The sequence below is a fragment of the Corynebacterium amycolatum genome (assembly GCF_016889425.1).
Classification (GTDB): Bacteria; Actinomycetota; Actinomycetes; order Mycobacteriales; family Mycobacteriaceae; genus Corynebacterium; species Corynebacterium amycolatum.
On sequence record NZ_CP069513.1, the window covers coordinates 2,417,358 to 2,440,397 of the forward strand.

At 59.7% G+C, this 23,040-nt stretch carries 18 protein-coding genes and 2 tRNA genes; 3 read left to right on the forward strand and 17 right to left on the reverse strand.

Features of this window, described 5'->3' with window-relative positions:
• Position 1: 1 nt before the first annotated feature.
• The 12 genes from I6J19_RS10600 to I6J19_RS10655 all read right to left on the reverse strand — a co-directional run bounded on the left by I6J19_RS10600 (position 2) and on the right by I6J19_RS10655 (position 16,569).
• Positions 2-154, reverse strand: coding sequence for a hypothetical protein (locus I6J19_RS10600; RefSeq protein WP_038628121.1), 153 nt, complete (start codon positions 152-154; stop codon positions 2-4).
• Positions 155-868: a class E sortase gene (locus I6J19_RS10605; RefSeq protein ID WP_038628118.1), complete on the reverse strand. Its 714-nt coding sequence runs from the start codon at positions 866-868 to the stop codon at positions 155-157.
• A gap of 159 nt (positions 869-1,027) precedes the next feature.
• The gene (proB, locus tag I6J19_RS10610; protein ID WP_049182044.1) at positions 1,028-2,377 is read right to left on the reverse strand and encodes a glutamate 5-kinase; all 1,350 of its coding nucleotides are present in this window, start codon (positions 2,375-2,377) and stop codon (positions 1,028-1,030) included.
• A gap of 98 nt (positions 2,378-2,475) precedes the next feature.
• Positions 2,476-3,990, reverse strand: a complete 1,515-nt coding sequence (gene obgE / locus I6J19_RS10615; protein ID WP_038628113.1) for a GTPase ObgE — start codon at positions 3,988-3,990, stop codon at positions 2,476-2,478.
• A gap of 257 nt (positions 3,991-4,247) precedes the next feature.
• Positions 4,248-4,505, reverse strand: a complete 258-nt coding sequence (rpmA, locus tag I6J19_RS10620) for a 50S ribosomal protein L27 (RefSeq protein WP_016422312.1) — start codon at positions 4,503-4,505, stop codon at positions 4,248-4,250.
• Positions 4,506-4,545: 40 nt separating this feature from the next.
• On the reverse strand, positions 4,546-4,854 hold the full coding sequence (rplU, locus tag I6J19_RS10625) for a 50S ribosomal protein L21 (RefSeq protein ID WP_038628111.1): 309 nt from the start codon (positions 4,852-4,854) through the stop codon (positions 4,546-4,548).
• A gap of 383 nt (positions 4,855-5,237) precedes the next feature.
• The gene (locus tag I6J19_RS10630) at positions 5,238-9,311 is read right to left on the reverse strand and encodes a translation initiation factor IF-2 N-terminal domain-containing protein (RefSeq protein ID WP_038628108.1); all 4,074 of its coding nucleotides are present in this window, start codon (positions 9,309-9,311) and stop codon (positions 5,238-5,240) included.
• A gap of 570 nt (positions 9,312-9,881) precedes the next feature.
• On the reverse strand, positions 9,882-10,292 hold the full coding sequence (ndk, locus tag I6J19_RS10635; protein ID WP_038629458.1) for a nucleoside-diphosphate kinase: 411 nt from the start codon (positions 10,290-10,292) through the stop codon (positions 9,882-9,884).
• Positions 10,293-10,391: 99 nt separating this feature from the next.
• Positions 10,392-10,907, reverse strand: a complete 516-nt coding sequence (locus I6J19_RS10640) for a DUF4233 domain-containing protein (RefSeq protein WP_016422309.1) — start codon at positions 10,905-10,907, stop codon at positions 10,392-10,394.
• Complete coding sequence (gene folC / locus I6J19_RS10645) at positions 10,904-12,424, reverse strand: bifunctional tetrahydrofolate synthase/dihydrofolate synthase (protein ID WP_187402572.1); 1,521 nt, start codon at positions 12,422-12,424, stop codon at positions 10,904-10,906. The genes I6J19_RS10640 and folC overlap by 4 nt, the downstream gene beginning before the upstream one ends.
• 209 nt (positions 12,425-12,633) lie before the next feature.
• Positions 12,634-15,369: a valine--tRNA ligase gene (locus tag I6J19_RS10650; protein WP_038628102.1), complete on the reverse strand. Its 2,736-nt coding sequence runs from the start codon at positions 15,367-15,369 to the stop codon at positions 12,634-12,636.
• A 216-nt stretch (positions 15,370-15,585) separates the two neighbouring features.
• Positions 15,586-16,569: a malate dehydrogenase gene (locus I6J19_RS10655; RefSeq protein WP_038628100.1), complete on the reverse strand. Its 984-nt coding sequence runs from the start codon at positions 16,567-16,569 to the stop codon at positions 15,586-15,588.
• A 230-nt stretch (positions 16,570-16,799) separates the two neighbouring features.
• Between I6J19_RS10655 and I6J19_RS10660 the strand changes: the two genes are divergently transcribed.
• Positions 16,800-17,585, forward strand: coding sequence for a TetR/AcrR family transcriptional regulator (locus tag I6J19_RS10660; RefSeq protein ID WP_038628098.1), 786 nt, complete (start codon positions 16,800-16,802; stop codon positions 17,583-17,585).
• Between the two features lie 62 nt (positions 17,586-17,647).
• Here I6J19_RS10660 and clpX read toward each other — a convergent pair whose 3' ends face one another.
• From clpX to I6J19_RS10685, 5 genes are all read right to left on the reverse strand, one after another.
• Positions 17,648-18,910 carry an ATP-dependent Clp protease ATP-binding subunit ClpX gene (gene clpX / locus I6J19_RS10665; protein ID WP_038628096.1) on the reverse strand — a complete coding sequence of 421 codons (1,263 nt, stop codon included), beginning with the start codon at positions 18,908-18,910 and terminating at the stop codon, positions 17,648-17,650.
• Positions 18,911-19,083: 173 nt separating this feature from the next.
• Positions 19,084-19,707 (reverse strand): ATP-dependent Clp protease proteolytic subunit, encoded by a 624-nt coding sequence (locus I6J19_RS10670; protein ID WP_369707172.1) that lies wholly within the window; start codon positions 19,705-19,707, stop codon positions 19,084-19,086.
• Between the two features lie 46 nt (positions 19,708-19,753).
• A complete protein-coding gene (locus I6J19_RS10675) occupies positions 19,754-20,326 on the reverse strand; it encodes an ATP-dependent Clp protease proteolytic subunit (protein ID WP_016422302.1) in 573 nt (190 codons plus the stop codon).
• 140 nt (positions 20,327-20,466) lie between these two features.
• Entirely contained in the window at positions 20,467-21,930 is a 1,464-nt protein-coding gene (tig, locus tag I6J19_RS10680) for a trigger factor (protein WP_141737472.1), read from the reverse strand.
• Positions 21,903-21,979: transfer RNA gene (locus I6J19_RS10685), tRNA-Pro, on the reverse strand. The genes tig and I6J19_RS10685 overlap by 28 nt, the downstream gene beginning before the upstream one ends.
• 562 nt (positions 21,980-22,541) lie before the next feature.
• Here I6J19_RS10685 and I6J19_RS10690 point away from each other — a divergent pair.
• Positions 22,542-22,616, forward strand: a tRNA-Gly gene (locus I6J19_RS10690).
• Between the two features lie 110 nt (positions 22,617-22,726).
• Positions 22,727-22,960, forward strand: a complete 234-nt coding sequence (locus tag I6J19_RS10695) for a hypothetical protein (RefSeq protein WP_038628093.1) — start codon at positions 22,727-22,729, stop codon at positions 22,958-22,960.
• Positions 22,961-23,040: the final 80 nt, after the last annotated feature.

Here is a 23,040-nt window from a genome sequence, read left to right on the forward strand (position 1 = left end):
ACTAGAGTGAGACATCATTTGAGGGAATTAGCTCAGCAGCCCAAGGAAAGATGTAATTCATCAACAGCAGGAACACGATGACGGCAATCACGATGGTGATGATCGCTTTCACCCACCACGGCCCTGGCAGGGATCGCCAAAAAGCTGCGTACATCTAGTTGACCTCCTTGGTCTCAACACCGGCGAGAACCGCGTGAATAATGAGCCGATGAGTGTTGTCCCACTGCGGATGGCAGGTAGTCAGCGTAAGTAGAGTGGCGTCACCGACCGGATTGAGGACATCGGCCCGGTCCGGAGTGACAATGTGCTGGCCGGGAATCTCGGGGACGTTAGTTCCTTCTGGCACGCAGTCGAAGCTTTCCCCTGCGCCAGCCATACCGTCGACCGGCAATACCTTGTAGCGGTAAATAGCATCACGCGTCTCTACGGTGATGTCATCGCACGTCTGCAGGCGGTCAATGTTGTCAAAGGGAGCTCCGTGGCCATCACGGTGAGCGGCGTAAGAGCTGTTGCCCACCTGCCCCGGCAGGGCTGTGCCCGGATAATGGCCGGGGCCACTGCGCAAAACTTCCTGGGAGACACCTTCAAATACGACAAAATCGCTAAAACCGGCCTTCGGAGCGGAAATCAACGCCACCGCGGAGCCAGGCATCCAGGAGCCCTCAACAGCTGGCTCCGTGCCTTCTGGCGCCGGAGCTGGAGCCGACGCCGGTGTGGACCATGCCTGCTGCAGCTCATCACGAGCCTGCTGCTGAGCTTTCCCGGTCTCAAGACCAGACCAGTACAGCAGATAAAAGGCGAAGAGCGCCACCAGCACTCCAGCTGTCAAGAGCAACTCGCCGATGACGCCAATAATCTTCGATAACACACTTAGGATTATGCCCGAAAGTTCCTCACCCAGGCAGTCTGCACTCAGCCAGTCCTCCCCCAGCCAGTCCGCACTCGGCCAGTCTTTGCCGAGGCACCTCTATCCGGGCGCGCCGAGGTATGCGTCTTTAAGCGCTGCAGCTCTCAGCGCAACACCCTCCTAAGCGCGGGAAGCGAAATCCGACAGGTAGTCGGCATGGACGACAGGCTTCTGCATGTCATTCGGCAATTCTTCGGTGTGGTAGCCGATCATGCCCAGCAGTTCCTCGGAGTCATAATTGACCTCGCCGCGACCGATGACCTCACCACCAGGACCGATTAGATCGACGATGTCACCAGCGGAGAACTCGCCGTCAACCGAGGTAATACCGACCGGGAGCAGCGACTTACGCATGCGGGTTACGGCGTCGACCGCACCGGCGTCCAGGCGAAGCAGCCCCGAGCTGTCCGCTGCGTAGAGCATCCAGAACTTCCAGGCGCTCAGGCGGTTGTCCTTCGCGGCGAAAGCGGTTCCCACATCTGCTTGGTCCAGTGCTCGCTCAATGTTGGACGCCGAAGTCAGCAACACCGGCACACCCGCACGCGAAGCCAGACGTGCGGCAGAGACCTTCGAGGCCATACCACCGGTGCCCAGCGCACCGCCGTCACCAGCGATAACACCACGCAAGTCGTTACCGCTGCGCACCTCCGGCACAAAGGTTGCACCTGGATCGGCCGGGTTGCGGTCGTAGAGGCCGTCGACGTCGGAAAGCAGAATCAATGCATCGCAGTACGCCAGGTGACTGACCAGCGCGGCGAGGCGGTCGTTGTCGCCGAAGCGGAACTCCGAGGTCGCGACCGTGTCGTTTTCGTTGACAATTGGCACCGCGCCCAGCTGGCGCAGGCGGTCGATAGTGCGCTGGGCGTTGCGAGCACGCGAACGCACACCTGCATCGTCCGAGGTCAAAAGCACCTGTGCAGAAGTGCGACCATACCGCAGGAAGGAGCGTCCCCACTCCTGTGCCAGGCGCACCTGCCCCACAGCCGCAGCCGCCTGCTTGGTCGCTAAATCAGTGGGACGCGAAGTCAGCCCCAGCGGCCCCATTCCGGATGCCACCGCACCGGAGGACACAACGATGACATCGCTAATGCCCATACGCTTCTCCAAAGCATCGGCGATGAAGTCGATGCGCTCGGGATCGGTACGACCGTCAGATCCGGTCAACGAGGAAGAACCAATCTTCACCACGACACGCTTCGCGGTCCGAATTGCCTCACGAGTCTCGGAATCGAAACCGCCTTTGGTTCCCGGAGATAAATTCTCAGTCGCCTTTTCAATCTCAGCGACGGTGGACTCGGAATTGTCGTGAAGCAGCTCGTCGACCTCCTCACGGGAAATCGGCGCGTCCGATTCAGACTTCGGCGCGGTAGCTACCGGGGCATCTAATACATCTGCTCCAGTGACGTCAACATCGTTGGCAACGGTGTCGGAAGGGATAACTGACTCACTCATTTCACTGATGGAAAACATGACGGTCTCATTTAATTCTGACCATATAATTGTTTAAACAATCAATGGCAAAATGCAAGTTTGAAGTCTTCGCTTGCCGACGACGCTGGCGCCCGCGCCTATGAATACCGGTCGCGAATAGCCTCTTCGCCATCCCCGAAATCGTACTCGTCAATCAGACCACGGCGGGCCTGCGATGCACGCTTACGCTGCTCGGCGCTGGTGCGTTCGTTGACATAGAGACGATCGTCGGTACCACGACCACTCGGCACGAAGTCATCGGTGCCCGCGACCTGCTGCGGGTACCACTCGAAGGTGAGATAGGAAATCGTCACCGGGCAGCCAACTGTTGCCCCAGCCTTTGCCAGGGCATCTTCAACACCAAGCTTGGCCAGGCGGTCAGCCAAGTAGCCGACTGCCTCGTCGTTTTCGAAGTCCGTCTGGTTAATCCAGCGCTCCGGCTTACGCCCACGCACAATGAACCCGTCTGGGGTATTCGGATCGCGTTCGATGGTGAAGTCCGCGCCTTCGCGCTTTTTGCCACGCACCCCTTCCGGACGGATGACCGCACGGGGCTCCTGCTCTGTCGGCAACGGATGCGCCTTGCGGTAGGCGGCGATCTGATCCTTCAGGCCGTAGGTCAGCTCCTTGAGCCCCTCGTGCGTCACCGTGGAGATCTCAAAAATTGGCCAGCCGAACTTCTCCAGTTCCTCGCGCTGCATGTCAATCATTTCGCGAGCATCGGGCAGGTCAATCTTGTTCAGCACGATGACGCGGGGACGCTCTGCGAGATCCCCAAGCCCCACGTCGGCCTTCAGCACCGACTGGTAGTTGGCGAGTTCCGTCTCCAACGCCTTGATGTCAGAGACCGGATCGCGGTCGCCCTCCAGAGCAGCAGCGTCAACCACATGCACGAGAACAGCACAGCGCTCAATGTGACGCAGGAAGTCCAACCCAAGTCCACGGCCTTCAGAAGCCCCCGGGATAAGACCCGGCACATCTGCGATGGTGAAGGACTCGTAGCCAACGTTGACTACACCCAGGTTCGGCTGCAGCGTGGTAAATGGGTAGTCACCAATCTTCGGCTTAGCAGCGCTCAAGGTGCTGACCAGCGACGACTTTCCGGCCGACGGGAAGCCCACCAGTCCAACGTCTGCCATGGATTTGAGCTCCAAGACAAGATCCTTGGCCTCACCTGGCTCACCGAGGAGAGCAAATCCCGGCGCACGGCGGTTCTTGTTTGCCAGCGCTGCGTTGCCCAGGCCACCGTAACCGCCCTCAGCGGCAATGAAGCGGGCGCCCTTACCGGTCATGTCCGCCAGCACTTCCCCATCCTCGGTCATCACAACCGTGCCCTCCGGCACTCCGAGAACCAGATCCTCACCACGAGCGCCGTTGCGGTGATCGCCAGCGCCCGGCTTACCGTTGGCAGCCTTGATATGGGGGTGGAAGTGAAAGTCCATCAGAGTATGGATCTGGGGGTCTACCACAAGCACAATGTCGCCACCGTGGCCACCGTTACCGCCGTCGGGGCCACCCAGTGGCTTGAACTTTTCACGCAGCACCGAGTTACAGCCGTGACCGCCGTCGCCGGCCTGCAAATGCAGCACGACACGATCTACAAAACGAGACATAAAATCACACACACTTCCGAGCGGAGAGCCATCTTCTAGTGCCTGGAGTAATGCCCTAATTTAAGCGAGCCGACGGGCAGAAGTCTAGGCGGTAACAAAACGCTGCCTCGCAACCTAACGGCGCGAAACAGGACATAAACAACAAAAGAGCCGATTACCTTTCGCAGTGGGAAAGGAATCGGCTCTTCTGCAAGGCAGTTAAACCTGCCTCAAATTCAACGTTGCAGTAATCCTATGTGGACAACCGAAGGTTGTTCTTAGGAGTTGTTCTCAACGATGCTGACAATGCGGCGGTTGCGGCGGGTACCGAACTCGACTGCGCCTGCCTTCAGAGCGAAGAGAGTGTCGTCGCCGCCACGGCCAACGTTCTCACCCGGGTGGAACGAGGTACCGCGCTGACGAACGAGAATCTCGCCTGCCTTAACCTGCTGGCCGCCGAAGCGCTTCACGCCGAGGCGCTTAGCTTCGGAGTCGCGGCCGTTGCTGGTGCTGGATGCACCCTTCTTAGTAGCCATGATTTTCTCCTAGGGAAAAGCTAATTGGAATTTCGGCGGTTTACTTGGAGACGCCGGTGATCTTCAGAACAGTGAGCGGCTGACGGTGGCCGTAGCGGCGCTTGTAGCCAGTCTTGTTCTTGTAGTGCATGCCGCGGATCTTCGGGCCCTTAACGGCCTCGACGATCTCTGCGTTAACGGTAACGTTGGCAAGCTTGTCGGCATCCGCAATGACATCTGCGCCATCGACGAGCAGAACCGGGGTGAGAGCCACGGACGAACCCGGCTCACCCTCGATCTTCTCGACCTTGACGAGGTCACCTTCGGCAACCTTGTACTGCTTGCCGCCGGTCTTGACGATCGCGTACATAGGAGGGCTACCCCTTTATCTGAGAAACTCGACTCAAGGAATCTTTGTAATTCCTTGACTGGACAATGGAATTGCGATTAGTTGCGTGTGCAGAACACTTCAGGGACATACCCGAAAGCCAAATCCGAGTAGATTTCCCCGCTCTGGCCGTTTCCTTACCGCCAGCGCCTCAAGCACCAGTGGGCATGACCAGATACGCCTACTAATCAGCGACTGGTCAAGAGTAGCGAAAAATCCCCCTAAATTACAAACTGCCCGAGTAGGACCCTGTCCCCCATTGGTTTTCACGGTCTTCTCGGGCAGTTTCCGAAGCCACTTTCCACCCCCTGCTTTAGGGAACGAAAAACAGCCTCCTATCTGGCCTTATTCCAAATTTTTAATACTTAGTTCCGGCCGCTTCGGCGCACCGCACGACGCACTCGGCGGCGACGATTGGCCGGTTTCTTCTGCGTCGCCGCAGCACCGCGATTAGCCTGCTTCTGCTCTGGCTTAGTGGCGCGGTTTGAAGTGCCCTGTCGCTGCTTCGGCGCAGTCGCTCCAGCATCGCTTTGCGACGAGACCCTGCGCACCGCCCGACGGCGATTACGGCGAGCTCCCGTGCCCTGGACCGCTACCACTTCAACCCGCGACTTGCCCGAGCGACGGCCACCGCCACTGCGGTTGGCGCTGCGGTTGCTGTCATCGTGGTTGTCTTTTGCACGATCTCCGCCCTTGCTGCCTTCAGCGTCCGCCTTTGGCTTAGTGGACTCGAAGTCCTCGCGACGCGGTGCGCGATCCGAGCGGGAGTTACCGCGAGTCGGACGACGACGACGTGGGGAACGCTCGAACGCCTCCTTGGCCTCCTCATAGGTCTGGGACTCCGTGGCCACAGCCTTGGCGGTCTTGTTAGCGTTGCCGCCCTTGTCATCCTCGGCTGGCTCCCGCACATCTGTGGTGGAAGCTGCCTGGGACTCGGCCTGAGGCGCAGTGGTCTCATTCACAGCCGTACGGCGAACAGCGCGACGACGGCGACGTCGAGCACTGGCGCTGCTGGAGCGTTCAGCGTCGCCACGGCCTCCACCGGTGCCACCGTTATCGGTACGCTCGGCACGCTCAGCACGAGTCGGGCGCTCCGAACGCTTGCGGCGATCGCCATGTTCTTCGTCGCGGTCATCAGCGTCGCGTGCAGCCGAATCAACGGCGACATGCTCCGCTACCCGGCGACGCGTAGCCCGACGGCGGCGGCGCTGTCCCTCCTGCGGCATGTAACGGTCATCCGATGGCTCTTCCGGATCCTTCGCACGGGCTTCCGCAACAGCTGCGGCAGCCAGAGCAGCCAGATCATTGGAGTTGTCCGATTGCTCATCACGCTCGCGGCGCTCCTGACGGCCATTGCCGTCCTGTCGCTGCTCATCGTTTCGGCCCTGGCTCTTACGAACCCGGCGACGACGCGGTGGCTTCGGCTCATCGTTCCCAGAAGAGACGATGACAGCTTCGACAGCAGCTGCAACTCGCTTGTCGGCTGCCTCCTTATCGCGCTGGTTGGTTTCCGTGTCGTCGTCAAGCGTTGTCTTGGAAGTGCCTGCCTGGTCGCCCTGATCGCGGTGCATGGCCAGCGCCGCCGGGTGGTTGGCCGGATTGTGCTCCGAGCGCGACTTGTTGCGGCGCTTGGACTTACCCTGCTCTTCGTTGCGGCGACCGTTCTTGTGACCACGGCTCTGATTGTCCTGCTCGACCGGGTCGATGTGGATAATCAGACCACGGCCATTACAGCAGCTACACGGCGTGGAGAAGGTCTCCAGCAGGCCTGTGCCCAGACGCTTGCGCGTCATCTGGACGAGGCCGAGCGAGGTGACCTCGGAGACCTCGTGACGCGAGCGGTCGCGGCCGAGCGCCTCCTTCAGACGGCGCAGCACCAAGTCCTGGTTCTCCGGCAGCACCATGTCGATGAAGTCGACGACAATCATGCCGCCCAGATCGCGCAGACGCATCTGGCGGACGATTTCCTCAGCGGCCTCCAGGTTGTTGCGAGTGACCGTCTCTTCCAGGTTTCCGCCAGCACCGGTGAACTTACCGGTGTTGACGTCGATGACCGTCATGGCCTCGGTGCGGTCGATGACCAGCGTGCCGCCCGAAGGCAGCCAGACCTTGCGGTCGAGTGCCTTGGCCAGCTGCTCATCGATGCGGAAGTGCTCGAAGACGTCAGCGTCGCCGTGCTCCTTGGCGAAGTAGCGCTGCAGACGCGGCTCCAGCTCCGGTGCCAGGTCGCCGATGTAGTCCGTCACTGTGTTCCACGGACGGTCGCCCTCCACCACAAGACGCGAGAAGTCCTCGTTGAAGACGTCGCGGACGACCTTGACCAGCATGTCCGGCTCTTCGTACAGCGCAATCGGCTTTGCCCCGCGCTTCGCCTTCGCCGCCTCGGAGGCTTCCCAGATTTCCTGCCACTGCGATTCCAGGCGCTTAATGTCGGCCTCGATGGCCTCCTTGGACACGCCCTCGGCCGCGGTGCGAATAATCGTGCCCGAGCCCTCCGGCGTAACCTCACTCAGAATCGACTTCAGGCGCTTGCGCTCCGGCTCCGGCAGCTTGCGGGAAATACCCGCGCTTCGGCCGCCCGGCACGTACACCAGGAATCGACCAGCCATCGAAATGTGAGTGGTCAGACGCGCGCCCTTGTGACCAATCGGATCCTTGGACACCTGGACCAGAATCTGGTCGCCGGCCTTCAGCGCGTGTTCAATCTTGCGCGAACGCGATTTCGTGCCCAGCAGCTTCCAGTTCAGGTCACCTACGTAAATGACACCGTTGCGGTCGGTTCCGATATCAATGAACGCCGCTTCCATGCTGGGTAGGACGTTCTGCACGCGACCGAGGTAGATATTGCCGATCTGCGTAGTCTGCGTGTCAGAGGTAACGAAGTGCTCGACCAACAGGTCATCTTCCAGCACACCCACCTCAGTGACAATGCCCGCGTGGTCATGGCGCTTGCGCTCACGCACCACCATCGTGCGCTCCACCGACTCACGGCGAGCCAGGAACTCAGCCTCCGAGATCACGTGGCGCTTGCGCGATTCCTCACGACGTTCGATACGGCGACGGCGCTGCGCCTCCAGGCGAGTCGAGCCCTTAATCGCCTGTGGCTCTTCGACCTCCTCGCGGGTTTCCGCCTCCTCGCGCTCTGCGTTTTCGGTGGTCTTCTCCGCCTGCTGAGCATCATCATTACGACGCCCACGTCCACGACGGCGACGGCGCGGCCGCGGCTGACGCTCCGTTTCGCTTGACGACGAGCCGTCCTGCCCCTCCCCCGCGTTGTCATCGGAATCCTGGTTGGAGGCACCGCTGTCAGCCGAAGCTGCATCCTCGGTGGCCGAATTCTTGGCCGTGGCCGGCACAGCCTGCGGAGCCAGGAAGATAGGCGCAAACGCGGTCTGCTCTTCCGCAACCGGCGGCTCCGGGACTATCGGCGGCTCGATGTCCTGCAGGGCTTCGCCCTGAGTTGCCTGTGTATCCTGCGGTCCTTGCGCTTCCTGAGTTTCCCGAGTCCCCTCTGCCACTGGAGCGCTGGTCGTGCGGACCGCACGGCGAACTCGGCGACCACGACGTGTGGTCACTGCAGCGCTCTTTGCAGCAGGTGCTTCGGCGGACGCTTTCTCAGCGGAAGTTTTCTCAGCGGTCTCGGCTACGGTGTCGGCAGTATTCTTATCTGCAGCCTTCTTCGATGACGACTGAACTACAGCCTCAACCGCTTCCTCGACGACCGAGTTCGAGTCCTTCTGCTCGTCCTTCGCTGCGGTTTCTTCCGGAGCTCCAGCGGTCTTCTTCACAGCCCGCTTACGCGTTGCCCGCTTCTTAGTCGTGCTCTTCTTCTCGTCGCTCTGCTTCTCTTCAGTCTGCTTCTCTGCGCTCTGCTTTGCCGAGGATTTTTTAGCCGAGGCCTTCTTGGCGTCCTTCTTCTCGGTCACTTCCTCAGCAGGCGCTGCGTCCGACTCCGCTTCGCTCTGAGCTGCCTTCTGGTCGGCCTTCTTTTCTGCCTTCGGCGCATCCTTCTGGTCGGCCTTCTTTGTGGCCTTCTTCGCAGCCGACTTCTTGCTGCTCTTCTTAGCAGCTGATTTCTTCTCGGACTTAGCTGCGGTTTGCTCGTCCGACTTCTCATCCGCCGCGTTCGGCTTACCTGCCGACTGTTTTTCCTTCGCGGCCGACTCTTCGCCGGTTTGCTTGGTCGCAGCGGATCCGTCGTTAAGCGAGGCACCCTCTGGATGATCGCCGATGAAATTCAGCACCGCGTCGAGCTGATTTTGATTAATGGTGGACGCAGCGGACTTTACAACAATCCCCGCGTGTCCCAGAGCTTCGATGGTTTCCTTCGAGGTCAACCCCAAGCTCTTGGCCAGGTGGTGGACTCGGGTTTTCAGAGCCGCCGACTCGCGATCAAATTCGCGTGCCTTAGCGACAACATCCTGGCTGAAATTTGCCACTGTATTTGTTTCTCCTTGACACCCCACCACGCAAAACCCGACAACAGGAAGCGCACTCTTTGTCATTCCATGTGCGCCTACATCCGTTGTGGCCTTGGGAACCAGGCGGAGCAACGATGTTGCGACAGCCACTTCATTTGCACCATACGCGCAGATAGAGGGCCGAAAACGATGAACAATTATGAAAGTCTTATTGGCAGGCCTTCCGGCTGACTCGGGGATTCAGCGATCACATGCGGAATATCTCATCCACCGGAGCGAACTCCCGGGCACAACTGCTGCTGTCCATTGTCGCACATATCGAGCAGGTGGCGCGCACCGACATTGGTGGCGGCGGGCCAATCCGAGTTACTGACTGCGTTTATGACAAAAATAGCTCGAAAAATGGCCGAAAGTGTCAGAAACTCGCACAGTTTCACATTTGCAGCCTGTGCCCGCATTCACACGTACAGCCCGCTGAAGGGCCACCCCACGGTCGTCGACAAGCAAAAAGCGCCGGACCGGCAAACAATTGCTTGCTCAGTTCGGCGCCAGTTCAACGCTTACGGGTCAATGCTGAACCGTCAACGTTTAGAGGTTCGGGAACCAAATACCAATCTCGCGCTCAGCGGACTCCGGGGAATCAGAACCGTGAACAACGTTGTTAGCAACCTCAAGTGCGAAGTCACCGCGGATGGAGCCCGGAGTTGCGGCCTCAACCGGGTTGGTGCCGCCAGCGAGCTGACGCCAAGCAGCGATTGCGTTCGGGCCCTCGATAACACCAGCGACCAGCGGTGCAGAGGTGATGAAATCAACCAGCTCACCAAAGAACGGCTTATCGACGTGCTCTGCGTAGTGCTCCTTCGCAGTTGCCTCGTCAGCAACACGGAGGTCAAGCGCGACCAGCTTCAGGCCCTTGCGCTCGATGCGGGAGATAACTTCGCCGACCAGACCGCGGGAAACGCCGTCCGGCTTGATCAGAATAAGAGTACGTTCAGTCATGGTGTGCATCATACTATGACAAACCCCGCTGCACCGGAGTGGTGGTGCAGCGGGGTGAAATGTGCAGCGTAACCCAGCGCGACTACGAGCGCGGGAAATCTACGAGTGCTGGGTGGTCAACAGACCGCGCTCCATACGCTGGATGAGGTTCTTCCGCAGGTGCAGAATGTAGGCCCACACTAGTGCGAAGAAGATACCCACCACGCCCATCGACACGTGTGTGAAAATAGCCAGCACACCAAAGACCTGCAGCACAATGTTGGCCTTCAGCGCCCAGGGCTGCTTCTGCAGGAAAGCCATCGCAATCAGAGCCAGGCCCAGGATGGTGATGTACGTAACCGAGAAGGTCTGGTTAATCTGACCGTCGGGAATGCGCGTAACCACAGTCAGACCAAGCAGCACCGAGATAGCCTGCATAATCAGCGTGCCGGACATAACACCGCGCAGACCCTTCAGCGGGTCCTTAGCCGGATCGTGTCCCGCACCGAGCGGGCCATACTTGCCGCCTTCACTCAGGTCACGCCCCTCGCGGTAGGCGCGCAGGGCCTCGCGGTCGGCAGCGGTGTAATCCTCCGCGCCATTGCCCTGTGGCTGGCTCGCCTGAGATTCACTCATTGCGGGTCCTTTCCAAATAGTGTCCGGGCCTCGCCCGCGGTAACAACCGATCCAGTGACGATCACACCGGAACCAGAGACAATACCGTCACCGGTGTCGGTTTCTTCAGCCAGCGCGACAGCTAGCTCAACGGCGGACGGCAGAGTTGGCACGCGATGCACGCGCTCCTCGCCGAAAATCTCCTCCGCAAGGTCAGCCAGGTCGTCGTAGTGCAGCGCACGCGGCGAGGTGTTCTGGGTGATTACCACTTCTTCGAAGTACGGCTCCAGCTCCACCAGCAGCCCACGAGCATCCTTCTCCCCCAACACCGACAGCACACCAATGACACGGCGGAAGTCGAACTCAGCGGAGAGCGCCGTGCGTAGCGCACGGGCACCGTGAGGATTGTGGGCGGCATCGATAAACACCGTCGGGGTCGAACGCACGCGCTCCAGGCGGCCGGGCGATGCGACCGTCGCAAAGCCTTCGCGAACCGCATCAATGTTGAGCGGACGTCCCGGACCTGCGCCGAAGAACGCCTCCACCGCGGCCAGCGCTGTGGCGGCGTTGCGCGCCTGATGCGGACCGTGCAGTGGCAGATGGATGTCGTCATACTCGCCGGCCAGGCCCTTGAGCGTTAGGTTCTGCCCGCCGACCGCCAGCTGATGGCTGACGACGCCATACTCAACCCCAGCGCGGGCGACCGAGGCATCCATTTCCACGGCACGGCGCAAAACGACGTCCATTGCTTCCGGTTCCTGCTCGCCAACAATGGCGACATTGTCCGGTGGTGTGAGCAGGTCGTCCTTGTTCCACCGCGACTTGATGATGCCGGCCTTCTCAGCAGCGATTTCAGCCAGGGTATCGCCGAGGTACTCCGTGTGATCGAGACCGATCGGGCAGATGACTGCCACGTCGGCCTCCACCACGTTGGTCGCATCCCATGTGCCGCCCATGCCGACTTCCACCACGGCGACATCGACAGGAGCGTCGGCGAAGGCAGCGTAGGCCATGGCCGTGAGGACCTCGAACTTGCTCATCTGCGGGCCGCCCTTTTCGGCGGACTTGGCGTCAACCATTTCCACGTAGGGCTGAATCTCGCGCCAGATGCGCACGTAGTCGCGTGGATGGATGGGCTGGCCATCAATGGCGATGCGCTCGGTAACCAGCTGCAGATGCGGACTGGTGGTGCGACCAGTGCGCCGACCGAGAGCTCGCACCAGCGACTCAATCATGCGAACAGTGGAAGTCTTGCCATTAGTGCCGGCAACGTGAATCACCGGAGTGGCACGCTCGGGATGTCCAAGGATGTCCATCAGCATCTCGATCCGCTCGAGTGATGGGTCAATCTTGGTCTCCGGCCAGCGCTGATCCAGCTCGGCTTCCACCTCTGCGAGCGCGCGCAGCTCCTCGGCGGTGGCCTCCAGCGGAGCCGGCTCGTTGACTGGGCGGTCCACATCGACCGGCAGGCTCAGGCCTTCCTCGGACACAGAGACCTCACTGAGGCGCATGTCATCGGGCATGCGGTCATCGGCCATCACACCGGCGATTTCGCGAGGCTCAAGGTCCTCGACGATCTGGGAGTCAGCCGGATCGAATTCGAACTCAGGCGCTGCGGTGGACTCTTCTCGCACCGCAGACTCTTCCTGCGCCACCGAATCGTCCTCGCCGCCAAGATTCAAACGAATCTCCCCTGCAATCTCATCGTGTGATTCAGCACCCCGAGGTTCGATATCCCGTGGTTCGGTCATGCCTGCGGAAGTCCCTCCAAACGAGCCTTAATGCGGTCAATTTCCTCCAGTGCGAACTGGTGGCGAGTCTTAATCTTCTCCACGACTTGCTCCGGAGCCTTGGACAGGAAGGCCTCGTTGCCGAGCTTCTTTTCGGTGCCGGCCAGTTCCTTCTCGGCCTTGGCCAGGTCTTTTTCCAGGCGCTTGCGTTCAGCGGCCACGTCGACGGTGCCGGAGGTATCCAGCTCGATCAGAACCGTGGCCTGAGACAGGCGCACCTCAATGGAAGCGGTAGCGGTGAATCCATCCTCCGGTGCCTCAGCACGAGCCAGCGAACGAATCATCTCTTCCTGAGCAGTCAGATCAGCATCCGCCAGGTTCATGCGTGCCGGCACGCGCTGCGACGGCTTCACACCCTGGTCATTGCGGAAACGACGCAGCTCGGTGACCAACTTCTGGGCATCGGCAATACGACGTGCGGCAACCTCGTCGACAGCAGCGCCGTCGGTGGTCATGGTGGCATCCGGCCAGGCGGAAATAACCAGAGAGTCCTCGAAGCCCTCCGCGCCGTCGGTAAGCGCCTTCCATAGCGTCTCCGTGACGAACGGCATGGACGGGTGCAGCAGACGCAGCAGCGTATCCAGCACGCGGCCGAGAACCAGACGAGTGGAGGCTGCGCGGGCGGCCTGCTCCTCGGTCATGGTCTCGCCGTCGTTCAGGCGCGGGAAGTCAACCTTGGTCATCTCCAGGTACCAGTCACAGACCTCGTCCCATGCGAAGTGGTAAAGGGCCTCGTTGGCCTTGGAGAACTCGTACTTATCCAGCGCAGCGTCAACCTCGGCGCGGACCTGTTCCAGGCGGTCCAGGATCCAGCGGTCGGTGTCGGTGAGCTGGTCGCGGTCCGGCAGCTCGCCCACGTGGGCCCCGTTCATCAGCGCAAAGCGGGTGGCGTTGAACAGCTTGGTAGCGAAGTTACGGGAGCTCTGAGCGGCGTCATTACCGACCGGCAGGTCAGAGCCCGGGTTAGCGCCACGCGCCAGCGTGAAGCGAAGTGCGTCCGCACCGTAGTCGCGGACCCAGTCCAGCGGGTCAATGCCATTGCCGAGAGACTTCGACATCTTGCGACCCTGCTCATCGCGGACCAGACCGTGCAGGAAGACATCCTTAAACGGCACCTGCGGACGACCGTCGCGCCCCTTACCCAGCGGTGAATCAGCCAGGGTGGCAGCAAAGGTCGAGAACATCATCATGCGCGCGACCCAGAAGAACAGAATGTCATAGCCGGTGACCAGTACAGATGTCGGGTAGAACTTCTCCAGCTCTGGGGTGGCTTCCGGCCAACCCATCGTGGAAAACGGCCACAGCGCAGACGAGAACCAGGTATCCAGCACGTCCGGATCCTGCGTCCAGCCCTCGCCCGTCGGAACCTCATCATCCGGGCCGACACAGACGACCTCGCCATTCGGGCCGTACCAAATCGGGATGCGGTGGCCCCACCACAGCTGGCGGGAAATACACCAGTCGTGCATGTCATCGACCCAATCGAACCAGCGCGGCTCCTGCGAAGCTGGGTGAATAACCGTGTCGCCCTCGCGAACAGCATCGCCAGACATCTTGGCCAGCTCATCGACCTTAACGAACCACTGCAGGCTCAGCAGCGGCTCAATCGGCTCACCCGAGCGCTCCGAGTGACCGACCGAGTGAACGTACGGGCGGACCTCCTTGACAATGCGCCCCTGCTCACGCAGCGCCTCCGTCAGCGCAGTACGGGCTTCCGCACGATCCATGCCGTCGAAACGCGTACCAGTGTTGAAGATACGGCCAGTGGTATCAATGACCTCCGGCATATCCAGGTCGTGGCGCTGGCCCATGGCGAAGTCATTTGGATCGTGTGCCGGCGTGATCTTCACCGCACCGGTACCGAACTCGCGGTCCACATAGTCATCGGCGATGACCTGAATCTTCAGGTCCTCGCGGAACGGGTGGTCCAAAACCTTGCCCACCAGGTGCGTGTAGCGCTCATCCTCCGGGTGCACGGCAATTGCCACGTCGCCCAGCATCGTCTCCACACGAGTCGTCGCCACAACAATGGAGTCTTCCCCATCGCCGTAGCGGAAGGAGACGAGCTCGCCTTCAGCGTCCTCGTACTTGACCTCAATATCCGAGATTGCGGTCTGCAACACCGGAGACCAGTTGACCATACGCTTGGCGCGGTAGATTAGGCCGCGGTCAAACAGTTCCTTAAAAATCGTCTGAACCGCACGAGACAGCCCCTCGTCCAGAGTGAAGCGCTCACGGGACCAATCCAGGGAGTCACCAATCTGGCGCATCTGGTTGCCGATACGTCCGCCGTAATCGTGCTTCCACTCCCAGACCTTCTCCACGAACTCCTCGCGGCCATAATCGAAGCGGTCCTTGCCTTCGGACTCCTTCAGCATCGCCTCGACCTTGGTCTGCGTTGCGATACCCGCGTGGTCCATACCCGGCAGCCACAGCACCTCGTAGCCCTGCATGCGCTTACGGCGCACCAGCGCATCCATCAAAGTGTGGTCCAGTGCGTGGCCCATGTGCAGCTGACCCGTCACATTCGGCGGGGGCAGCACAATAGAGTAAGCCGGCTTGGAGCTAGACGGATCAGCCTCGAAATAGCCAGCGTCTACCCAGCCCTGGTACAGGTCCGACTCCACGTCAGCCGGGTTCCACGACTTGGGCAACTTATCTGCTCTGTTTAGGTCCACGTTGTTCTCAGTCACGCGTCACATCTTAGCGCCTTGCCCGGATTTGTTTTTCCAGGGGCTTTACGACGACCCTTGCGCCCCAACCCATATCTGCTATCGGCGACTTACGCACCGCCGAATTCAAGCTTTACTCACTCCCCGAGCCCATCCGCGATTACCGCAGTAAATGAAAAGGTGCCCTCTTGCGAAACCATCACAAGAGGGCACCTTTAAACAGGCGTTAAGCGGCCCTTAGACCAGCAGATCCTTAACTGCGTCGCGCTCTTCGCGCAGTGCCTTGACGTTGCGCTCGATGCCAGCGCGCTGCACCTCGGAGAGATCCAGGCCCTCAACGCGAACCCACTCGCCGTCCTTGGCGTAGCACGGAACACCAGCGACCAAGCCCTCGTCGATGCCGTAGGAGCCGTCGGACGGAAGTGCGACAGAGACCCACTCGCCCTCTGGGGTACCCGTGACCCAGTCACGCATGTGGTCAACTGCGGCAGCTGCAGCGGAAGCTGCGGAGGAGGAACCGCGGACCTCGATGATTTCTGCGCCACGCTTGGCGACGCGCGGGATGAAGTCCTGCTCGACCCATGCAGCGTCAACCTTGTCGGAGACCTTCTCGCCTGCAATGGTGGCGTAGGTGATGTCCGGGAACTGGTCTGCGGAGTGGTTACCCCAGACGATCATGTTCTTAATCTCAGTGGTCGGAACACCAATCTTTTGCGACAGCTGGGACAGGGAACGGTTGTGGTCCAGGCGCATCATAGCGGTGAAGCGCTCTGCCGGGATGTCCTTAGCGTGGGAAGCGGCAATCATGGTGTTGGTGTTAGCCGGGTTGCCGACAACCAGAACCTTGATGTCGTCTGCTGCGTGATCGTTCAGTGCCGCGCCCTGCGGGCCGAAGATCTTGCCGTTGGCGCCCAGCAGTGCGGAGCGCTCCTCACCCTTGCCACGCGGCTTTGCACCGACCAGGAATGCGGCGTTGGCACCGTCGAATGCCTTTGCCGGATCATCGGTGATGTTGATGCCAGTCAAAAGTGGGAAGGCGGAGTCAAACAGCTCCATGGCGACGCCTTCGGTGGCGTGCAGCGCCGGAGTGATCTCCAGCAGGTTCAACTCAACCGGGGTCTCAGGGCCGAAAACCGAACCGCTGGCAATGCGGAAGAGCAGGGAGTAAGCGATCTGTCCGGCGGCGCCGGTAACTGCAACCTTTACGGGAGTCTTGTTCACTACAGGCCTTTCTCGAGAGAGAATCAATTCGCTGCCCACTCTAATGCGACTGCGGAATTGGCGCAGACGGGGGCGACGGGCTCAGTACAATTCTGAAAAACGGATAGCATTAGGCATGACTTACGGTCGTGTACTCATTTCACTAGAAAGAAGTCCGCGACTGACCAATTTCACCCCCGTTAGATAGCCAAAACCCCGTAGTCGCTCTCTAGTCCAAGCAAAGGATTTTCATGAAGTCTCCAGGCTCCTCTGATGCAATCCCCCATGCAGTCTTGGTGGCAGCACTTCAAGAATTCACCGCAAAGGGGTATGCAGATGCCCGTCTGGATGCCATTGCTGCCGCCTCTGGTGTCTCCAAGCGCATGCTTCACTACCACTGTGGTGACAAGATGGGACTCTACAGGGCGACGTGGGCACATGTGCTGGAGACCGTAAGGCCTGACGACGACGCCCTGCGTCCGCACTCCAATGTGCCGGTGGAAGCCCTGCAGCATGTAGTCGGCGTTATCTACGACTATTTCTCGGCGAACCCACTCGCCGTACGGTTCATCATCCAGGAAAACCTGCATCCGGTCCTCCCACTTGAAGGCGTGACTGGGCTTGGTGGTCAGAGCCCTATTGTTTTGGAGTTTGACCGCATCTTGTTGCTCGGCCGCGATTACGGTGCATTCCGCACTGACATTTCCGCACTTGATCTTTATATTCTCGTGCTGTCGCTGGCCACCTTCCCCACCCTGCACCAACGGACTTTTGAAAACCTCTACGGCATTGAAATGCAATCGACGGTGCTGTCGGACAAGCTGCGTGAGTTCGCACAGGACACCGTGACCAGCCTGTTGACATCCTCGCCTCGCAACGAACCGGGAAGCTCGTACACTTCCCTGCTGGCCTCCCATGGTGCGAACTCGTCCGCACTTGGCGCAGAGGTCTATGGCGATCAGCCCAACCCAGAGACTCAGGACTTGGCTGCTGATGATGCCCCGGATTACCGCGACATCTACGGCATGGACGACTAGGGCTCCATACAGACACCAAAACCCGGTTAGAGCAGGCGCTCTAACCGGGTTTTCAGCTACCTTTACGCAGTCTTCTTGTTCTCGCTACGTTCAACGAGTTCCGGCGCTGCACCGTCCGTGATGCACTCCTTGTGGACAATGACCTCCGCGACGTCGTCACGCTCTGGGACTTCGAACATCACGGGAACCAAGATTTCTTCCATGATGCCGCGCAGACCACGGGCGCCGGTATTGCGGCTAATCGCCTTGGCAGCAATGGCGCGCAGTGCCTCGTCGTCGATGGTGAGGCGCACACCGTCCATGTCGAACAGGTGCTGGTACTGGCGGACCAGGGAGTTCTTGGGCTCAGTGAGTACGCGAACCAGCGCATCCTCATCGAGGTTGGTGACCGATGCGATGACGGGCAGGCGACCAATGAACTCAGGAATCAGGCCGAATCGAACGAGGTCCTCCGGCAGCACGTCGCGGAATGGATCCTTCATGTCCGCGTCGTTAGCCGAGGTGACATCTGCGCCGAAGCCCAGCCCCTTCTTGCCGACACGCTCCTGCACGACCTTCTCCAGACCGGCAAACGCACCGGCAACGATGAACAGGACATTGGAGGTGTCGAACTGAATGAACTCCTGGTTCGGCAGCTTGCGCCCACCCTGCGGGGGCACGGCGGCTACGGTTCCCTCGAGAATCTTCAGCAGCGCCTGCTGCACACCTTCACCGGAGACATCGCGGGTGATGGAGGTGTTTTCAGACTTGCGCGAGATCTTGTCAATCTCATCGACGTAAATGATGCCGCGCTGTGCCTTCTCGACGTCGAAATCAGTAGCTTGCAGCAGCTTCAACAGGATGTTCTCCACATCCTCACCGACATAGCCGGCCTCGGTCAGGCTGGTGGCGTCAGCGATTGCGAACGGCACATCCAGCTTGCGAGCCAGCGTCTGTGCCAGGTAAGTCTTGCCACAGCCGGTCGGCCCCAGCAGGAGAATGTTCGACTTTTGCAGCTCGACGTCGTTGTCCGACTTGGTCTCCGCAGCACGAAGGCGCTTGTAGTGGTTGTAGACCGCGACGGCCAGCGTGCGCTTTGCCATGTCCTGGCCGATGACATACTCATCGAGGAAGTCGCGAATTTCCAGCGGACGCGGCAGGCGGTCGTCGTTGCCAGTTGCCTCGCCGCCGGTGTTAAGCTCCTCTTCAATAATCTCGTTGCAGAGCTCGATGCACTCATTACAGATGTACACACCAGGTCCGGCAATCAGCTTTTTGACCTGCTTCTGACTCTTTCCACAGAAAGAGCACTTCAGCAAATCCGCACTTTCTTGCATACGCGCCATGAGGCTCCCGCCGCCGCCTTTCCGCATCGTTGCCAATAACTGCTTCAGACCAGCCTACCGTGAGTGTGCGCAAATACCGGCTTCCACGCCAAGGACGAGGCGAATTTCACGCGATCTCGCCCGGCGCTTTACGACGGCCAGTGCGCAGCACTCCAAAGAGACCATGTCCCCTTTTAGGCGTTGTGCTTGCGGTACTCGAAGACCTGGTCGATGATGCCGTACTCGACGGCCTCTTCAGCGGTTAGGATCTTGTCACGGTCGGTGTCCTTGCGGATCTGCTCTGCAGTGCGACCGGAGTGGCGAGCCAACGTCTCCTCCATCAGCTTGCGCATGCGCTCGATTTCGTTCGCCTGAATCTCCAGGTCGGAAACCTGACCCTGGATGCCCTGGGTAGCCGGCTGGTGAATGAGCACGCGCGCATTCGGCAGAGCTGCACGCTTACCCGGTGCACCTGCAGCGAGCAGCACAGCTGCCGCGGAGGCAGCCTGGCCCAGGCACACGGTCTGCACGTCGGGACGCACGTACTGCATCGTGTCGTAGATGGCCATCAGCGAGGTGAAGGAGCCGCCTGGGGAATTGATGTACATCGTGATGTCACGATCCGGGTCCAGGCCCTCAAGCACCAGCAACTGCGCCATGATGTCGTTAGCGGCGGTGTCATCGACCTGGGAGCCGAGGAAGATAATGCGCTCTTCGAAGAGCTTGTTGTATGGGTTGGATTCCTTAGCACCAAAGCTGGAGTGCTCCACGAAAGAAGGAAGCACGTAGCGCGACTGCGGCATCTGCATATTGTTCATCTCCATGTTGATTAAATCGCCTCTAATTATTCGCTACTGTCCGCTTTTAGCGTGCGGTGTCCTTGAGAGCGGTCACGACGTGGTCAACCAGGCCGTATTCCTTAGCCTCAGCTGCGGTAAACCAGCGGTCGCGGTCCGAGTCTTCCTCAATGCGCTCGACCGGCTGACCGGTGTGCTGCGCAATCAGACGAGCCATCTCCTTCTTGGTGGCAGCGAACTGCTCAGCCTGAATGGTGATGTCGGATGCGGTACCGCCAATACCTGCAGATGGCTGGTGCATCATAATGCGGGCGTGCGGCAGTGCGTAACGCTTGCCCTTAGCACCTGCGGCGAGCAGGAACTGGCCCATGGAAGCTGCCAAGCCCATGCCGTAGGTAGCCACGTCGCACGGAACAAACTGCATGGTGTCGTAAATGGCCATGCCGGCGGTGACGGAGCCACCCGGGGAGTTAATGTACAGCGAGATATCCGCCTCCGGGTCCTCAGCTGCCAGGAGCAGCATCTGACCGCAGAGCTTGTTGGCAATCTCGTCGTCGACCTGCTCACCCAGCCAAATAATGCGCTCCTTGAGCAGCTTGTCGAAAACTGTGTTCGTCGACATCTGGGCGTTATCGCTCATCTGTGTACTCCTTCTTCGTACGTGTGCGAGTTTGTCGTTCACTAGAGGGTAACGAAAAGGGCCGTCCCTTTGTTTCAGGAACGGCCCTTGTTCGCTATAAGCGTTGCAGCATAAGGAATGCGTCGCGCTAACGGCGGGGCTTACTCAGCCGAGTTGTCCTCAGCCTTGTCGGACTCAGCCTTCTCAGCCTCAGCTTCGACCTCACCGAAGTACTCGTTCAGATCGATTTCGTTGCCCTCGGTGTCCTTGGCGGAAGCCTTCAGGATCGAGGTGGCCAGAGCCTTGCCGCGGCGAACGTCTGCAAACAGGTTGCCGAGCTGGCCGGACTGCTGAATCTGCTGGATGAACTGGTTCGGGTCCATGCCGTAGGACTGAGCAGTGAACAGGATGTGGTCGGTGAGCTCCTGCTGGGAAACATCCGGCTGGATCTCTTCAGCCAGTGCGTCCAGGAACAGCTGGGTGCGGACAGCTTCCTCAGCGGACTTCTTGGAGTCCTCGTCGAACTGCTCGCGGGTGGTGCCCTGAGCCTCCAGCATGGAGTTCAGAACCTTCTCGTCGCCACCGAACTGACCCAGCAGCTGCTGCAGCTGGCCCTCGACCTGCTCCTTGACAACACCCTCCGGCAGAGCGATGGTGGTCTGCTCCATAGCGGCAGCCAAAACCTTGTCGCGAACCTGCTGAGCCTGCTCACCCTTCTTGGTGTTCTCGACCTGGCGGGCCAGGTCTTCCTTCAGCTCCTCGATGGTGTCGAACTCGGAAGCCATCTGAGCGAAGTCGTCGTCAGCTTCCGGCAGCTCGCGGACCTTGACGGACTGAACGGTAACGGTGACCTGAGCGTCCTCGCCCTCGTGCTCGCCAGCAACCAGCTTGGTGGTGAACTCCTTGGACTCGCCCTGGGACAGGCCGACAACAGCCTCGTCCAGGCCGTCGATCAGGTCGTCGGAGCCAACCTGGTAGGACAACCCCTCAGTGGAAGCCTCTTCCAGCTCTTCGCCGTCGATGGTGGCGGACAGGTCGATGGAGACGAAGTCGTCCTTCTCGACTGCGCGCTCGACGCCGGTCAGGGTGCCGAAGCGAGCGAGCAGGTTCTGCAGCTCAGCCTCAACAGCTTCCTCGTCGGCGACCAGCGGGTCAACCTCAACTGCGATGTCCTCGAACTTCGGCAGCTCAATCTCCGGGCGAACGTCAACCTCAGCGGTGAACTCAACGAGCTCGCCATCTTCCAGCTTGGTGATGTCAACCTCAGGCTGACCGATAACCTTCAGGTCCTCCTCGCGAACGACCTCGTCGTAGCGGGACGGAACCATGTCGTTGAGCACCTGCTCCAGGATTGGGCCGCGGCCGAAGCGGGCCTCAATCAGCTTTGCCGGTGCCTTGCCCTTACGGAAGCCCGGAATCTGGACCTGCTGAGCCAGTGCCTTGTAGGCGTTGTCGAACTCTGGCTTCAGCTCATCAAACGGGACCTCGACGGTAATCTTCACTCGGGTCTCATTGAGCTTCTCAACGGAAGACTTCACTGGTGCACTCTCCTGCAACTCGATGATTAATTCATAGACCACGGGAGTGCCCGTGATACTGGTCGGGGTAGCGGGATTTGAACCCACGGCCTTCCGCTCCCAAAGCGGACGCGCTACCAAGCTGCGCCATACCCCGTATGCGTCATTCGAAACCTAGCAGAAACCCCTTTGGAGCATCTGCACCGGGGCCCTCATAGTCGCGAAATCGCGTTTCCACAACGGACCCGTATAGATTTACCTGACGATTAATGAAATCACAAAACCACGCGTTTAACCAGGCTAATGCTCTGTCTGAAAACGCTTTACGACGCCATCGAGAGCCAACCTGCCAACTACTACTGGTTTCATGAAATCCATGCATATCACCGGGCGTTTGCATCACCTCGGCACTGCTTTTGGCGGCCTCGTTTACTGCAAACACTCCATTCGTCGGCCGACTCCCCAAAGAAGCCTCTCAAACGACTGCCCCTTTGTTGAGTCGTGTGACAGTGTAATCAACGGCTATACGCCTGTTTCACATACCCCACGTTGCTTTAGCTTCATTTTCTGTTTTTCCCGGCCACAGCCACTTTTCTTTAAAGCCTTCGAGAAAAACCTGGCATCGATTTTTGTATGTGCGCTTTAACGGGTTAATATGCCTTGTACCGAGACACGGTCTGATGGAGACGATTGAGTTTCTAAGCCGGATTTCTGTCTATGGGGATGTCGTATAGTGGCTAATACCTCAGCCTTCCAAGCTGAAGACGCGGGTTCGATTCCCGTCATCCCCTCCACGTAACCGGGAGCTTTGCTCCCGGTTTTTGTTTTTTCCAAGCTGATGCCCGGGGCCAGAAATTCTTCTGCCCTCTGTTCAGGATCCAGTGCCACAGGTACTCTGGGCACCATGAAGCCCACCATTATCGATGCCGATACTGGACACGAACTATGGACCGCGGTCGAATGCGCTGCTTTTTCCGGCACTGCACGTGGCACTTTCACCAGCTACGCTGGCCGCAAAAAGGCTCCTGAGCCCGTCGCGAAGCTTCATGGGTTGACCCTGTGGGATTCCGAAGAAGTTCGCGAATGGCACGCCAACCGGAGGAGCCGCACCCAGCACAACGATTCCACCGAGTCATAAAACCTGCCCAAAAGCCCATTCATTTCCTGGTTCCCGAGCTGCCTCTGTCGCACAGAGATGTCAGCTCGGGAACTTTTTGC

Coding starts and splice junctions, on each gene's coding strand:
- I6J19_RS10670 (WP_369707172.1), bottom strand. CDS start 19,707: ATGAACAATATGCAGATGCCGCAGTCGCGCTACGTGCTTCCTTCTTTC.
- I6J19_RS10695 (WP_038628093.1), top strand. CDS start 22,727: ATGAAGCCCACCATTATCGATGCCGATACTGGACACGAACTATGGACC.
- obgE (WP_038628113.1), bottom strand. CDS start 3,990: ATGTCTCGTTTTGTAGATCGTGTCGTGCTGCATTTGCAGGCCGGCGAC.
- rplU (WP_038628111.1), bottom strand. CDS start 4,854: ATGTACGCGATCGTCAAGACCGGCGGCAAGCAGTACAAGGTTGCCGAA.
- I6J19_RS10660 (WP_038628098.1), top strand. CDS start 16,800: ATGAAGTCTCCAGGCTCCTCTGATGCAATCCCCCATGCAGTCTTGGTG.
- I6J19_RS10640 (WP_016422309.1), bottom strand. CDS start 10,907: ATGAGTGAATCTCAGGCGAGCCAGCCACAGGGCAATGGCGCGGAGGAT.
- clpX (WP_038628096.1), bottom strand. CDS start 18,910: ATGGCGCGTATGCAAGAAAGTGCGGATTTGCTGAAGTGCTCTTTCTGT.
- proB (WP_049182044.1), bottom strand. CDS start 2,377: ATGTTTTCCATCAGTGAAATGAGTGAGTCAGTTATCCCTTCCGACACC.
- I6J19_RS10675 (WP_016422302.1), bottom strand. CDS start 20,326: ATGAGCGATAACGCCCAGATGTCGACGAACACAGTTTTCGACAAGCTG.
- I6J19_RS10600 (WP_038628121.1), bottom strand. CDS start 154: ATGTACGCAGCTTTTTGGCGATCCCTGCCAGGGCCGTGGTGGGTGAAA.
- ndk (WP_038629458.1), bottom strand. CDS start 10,292: ATGACTGAACGTACTCTTATTCTGATCAAGCCGGACGGCGTTTCCCGC.
- rpmA (WP_016422312.1), bottom strand. CDS start 4,505: ATGGCTACTAAGAAGGGTGCATCCAGCACCAGCAACGGCCGCGACTCC.
- folC (WP_187402572.1), bottom strand. CDS start 12,424: ATGGCCGATGACCGCATGCCCGATGACATGCGCCTCAGTGAGGTCTCT.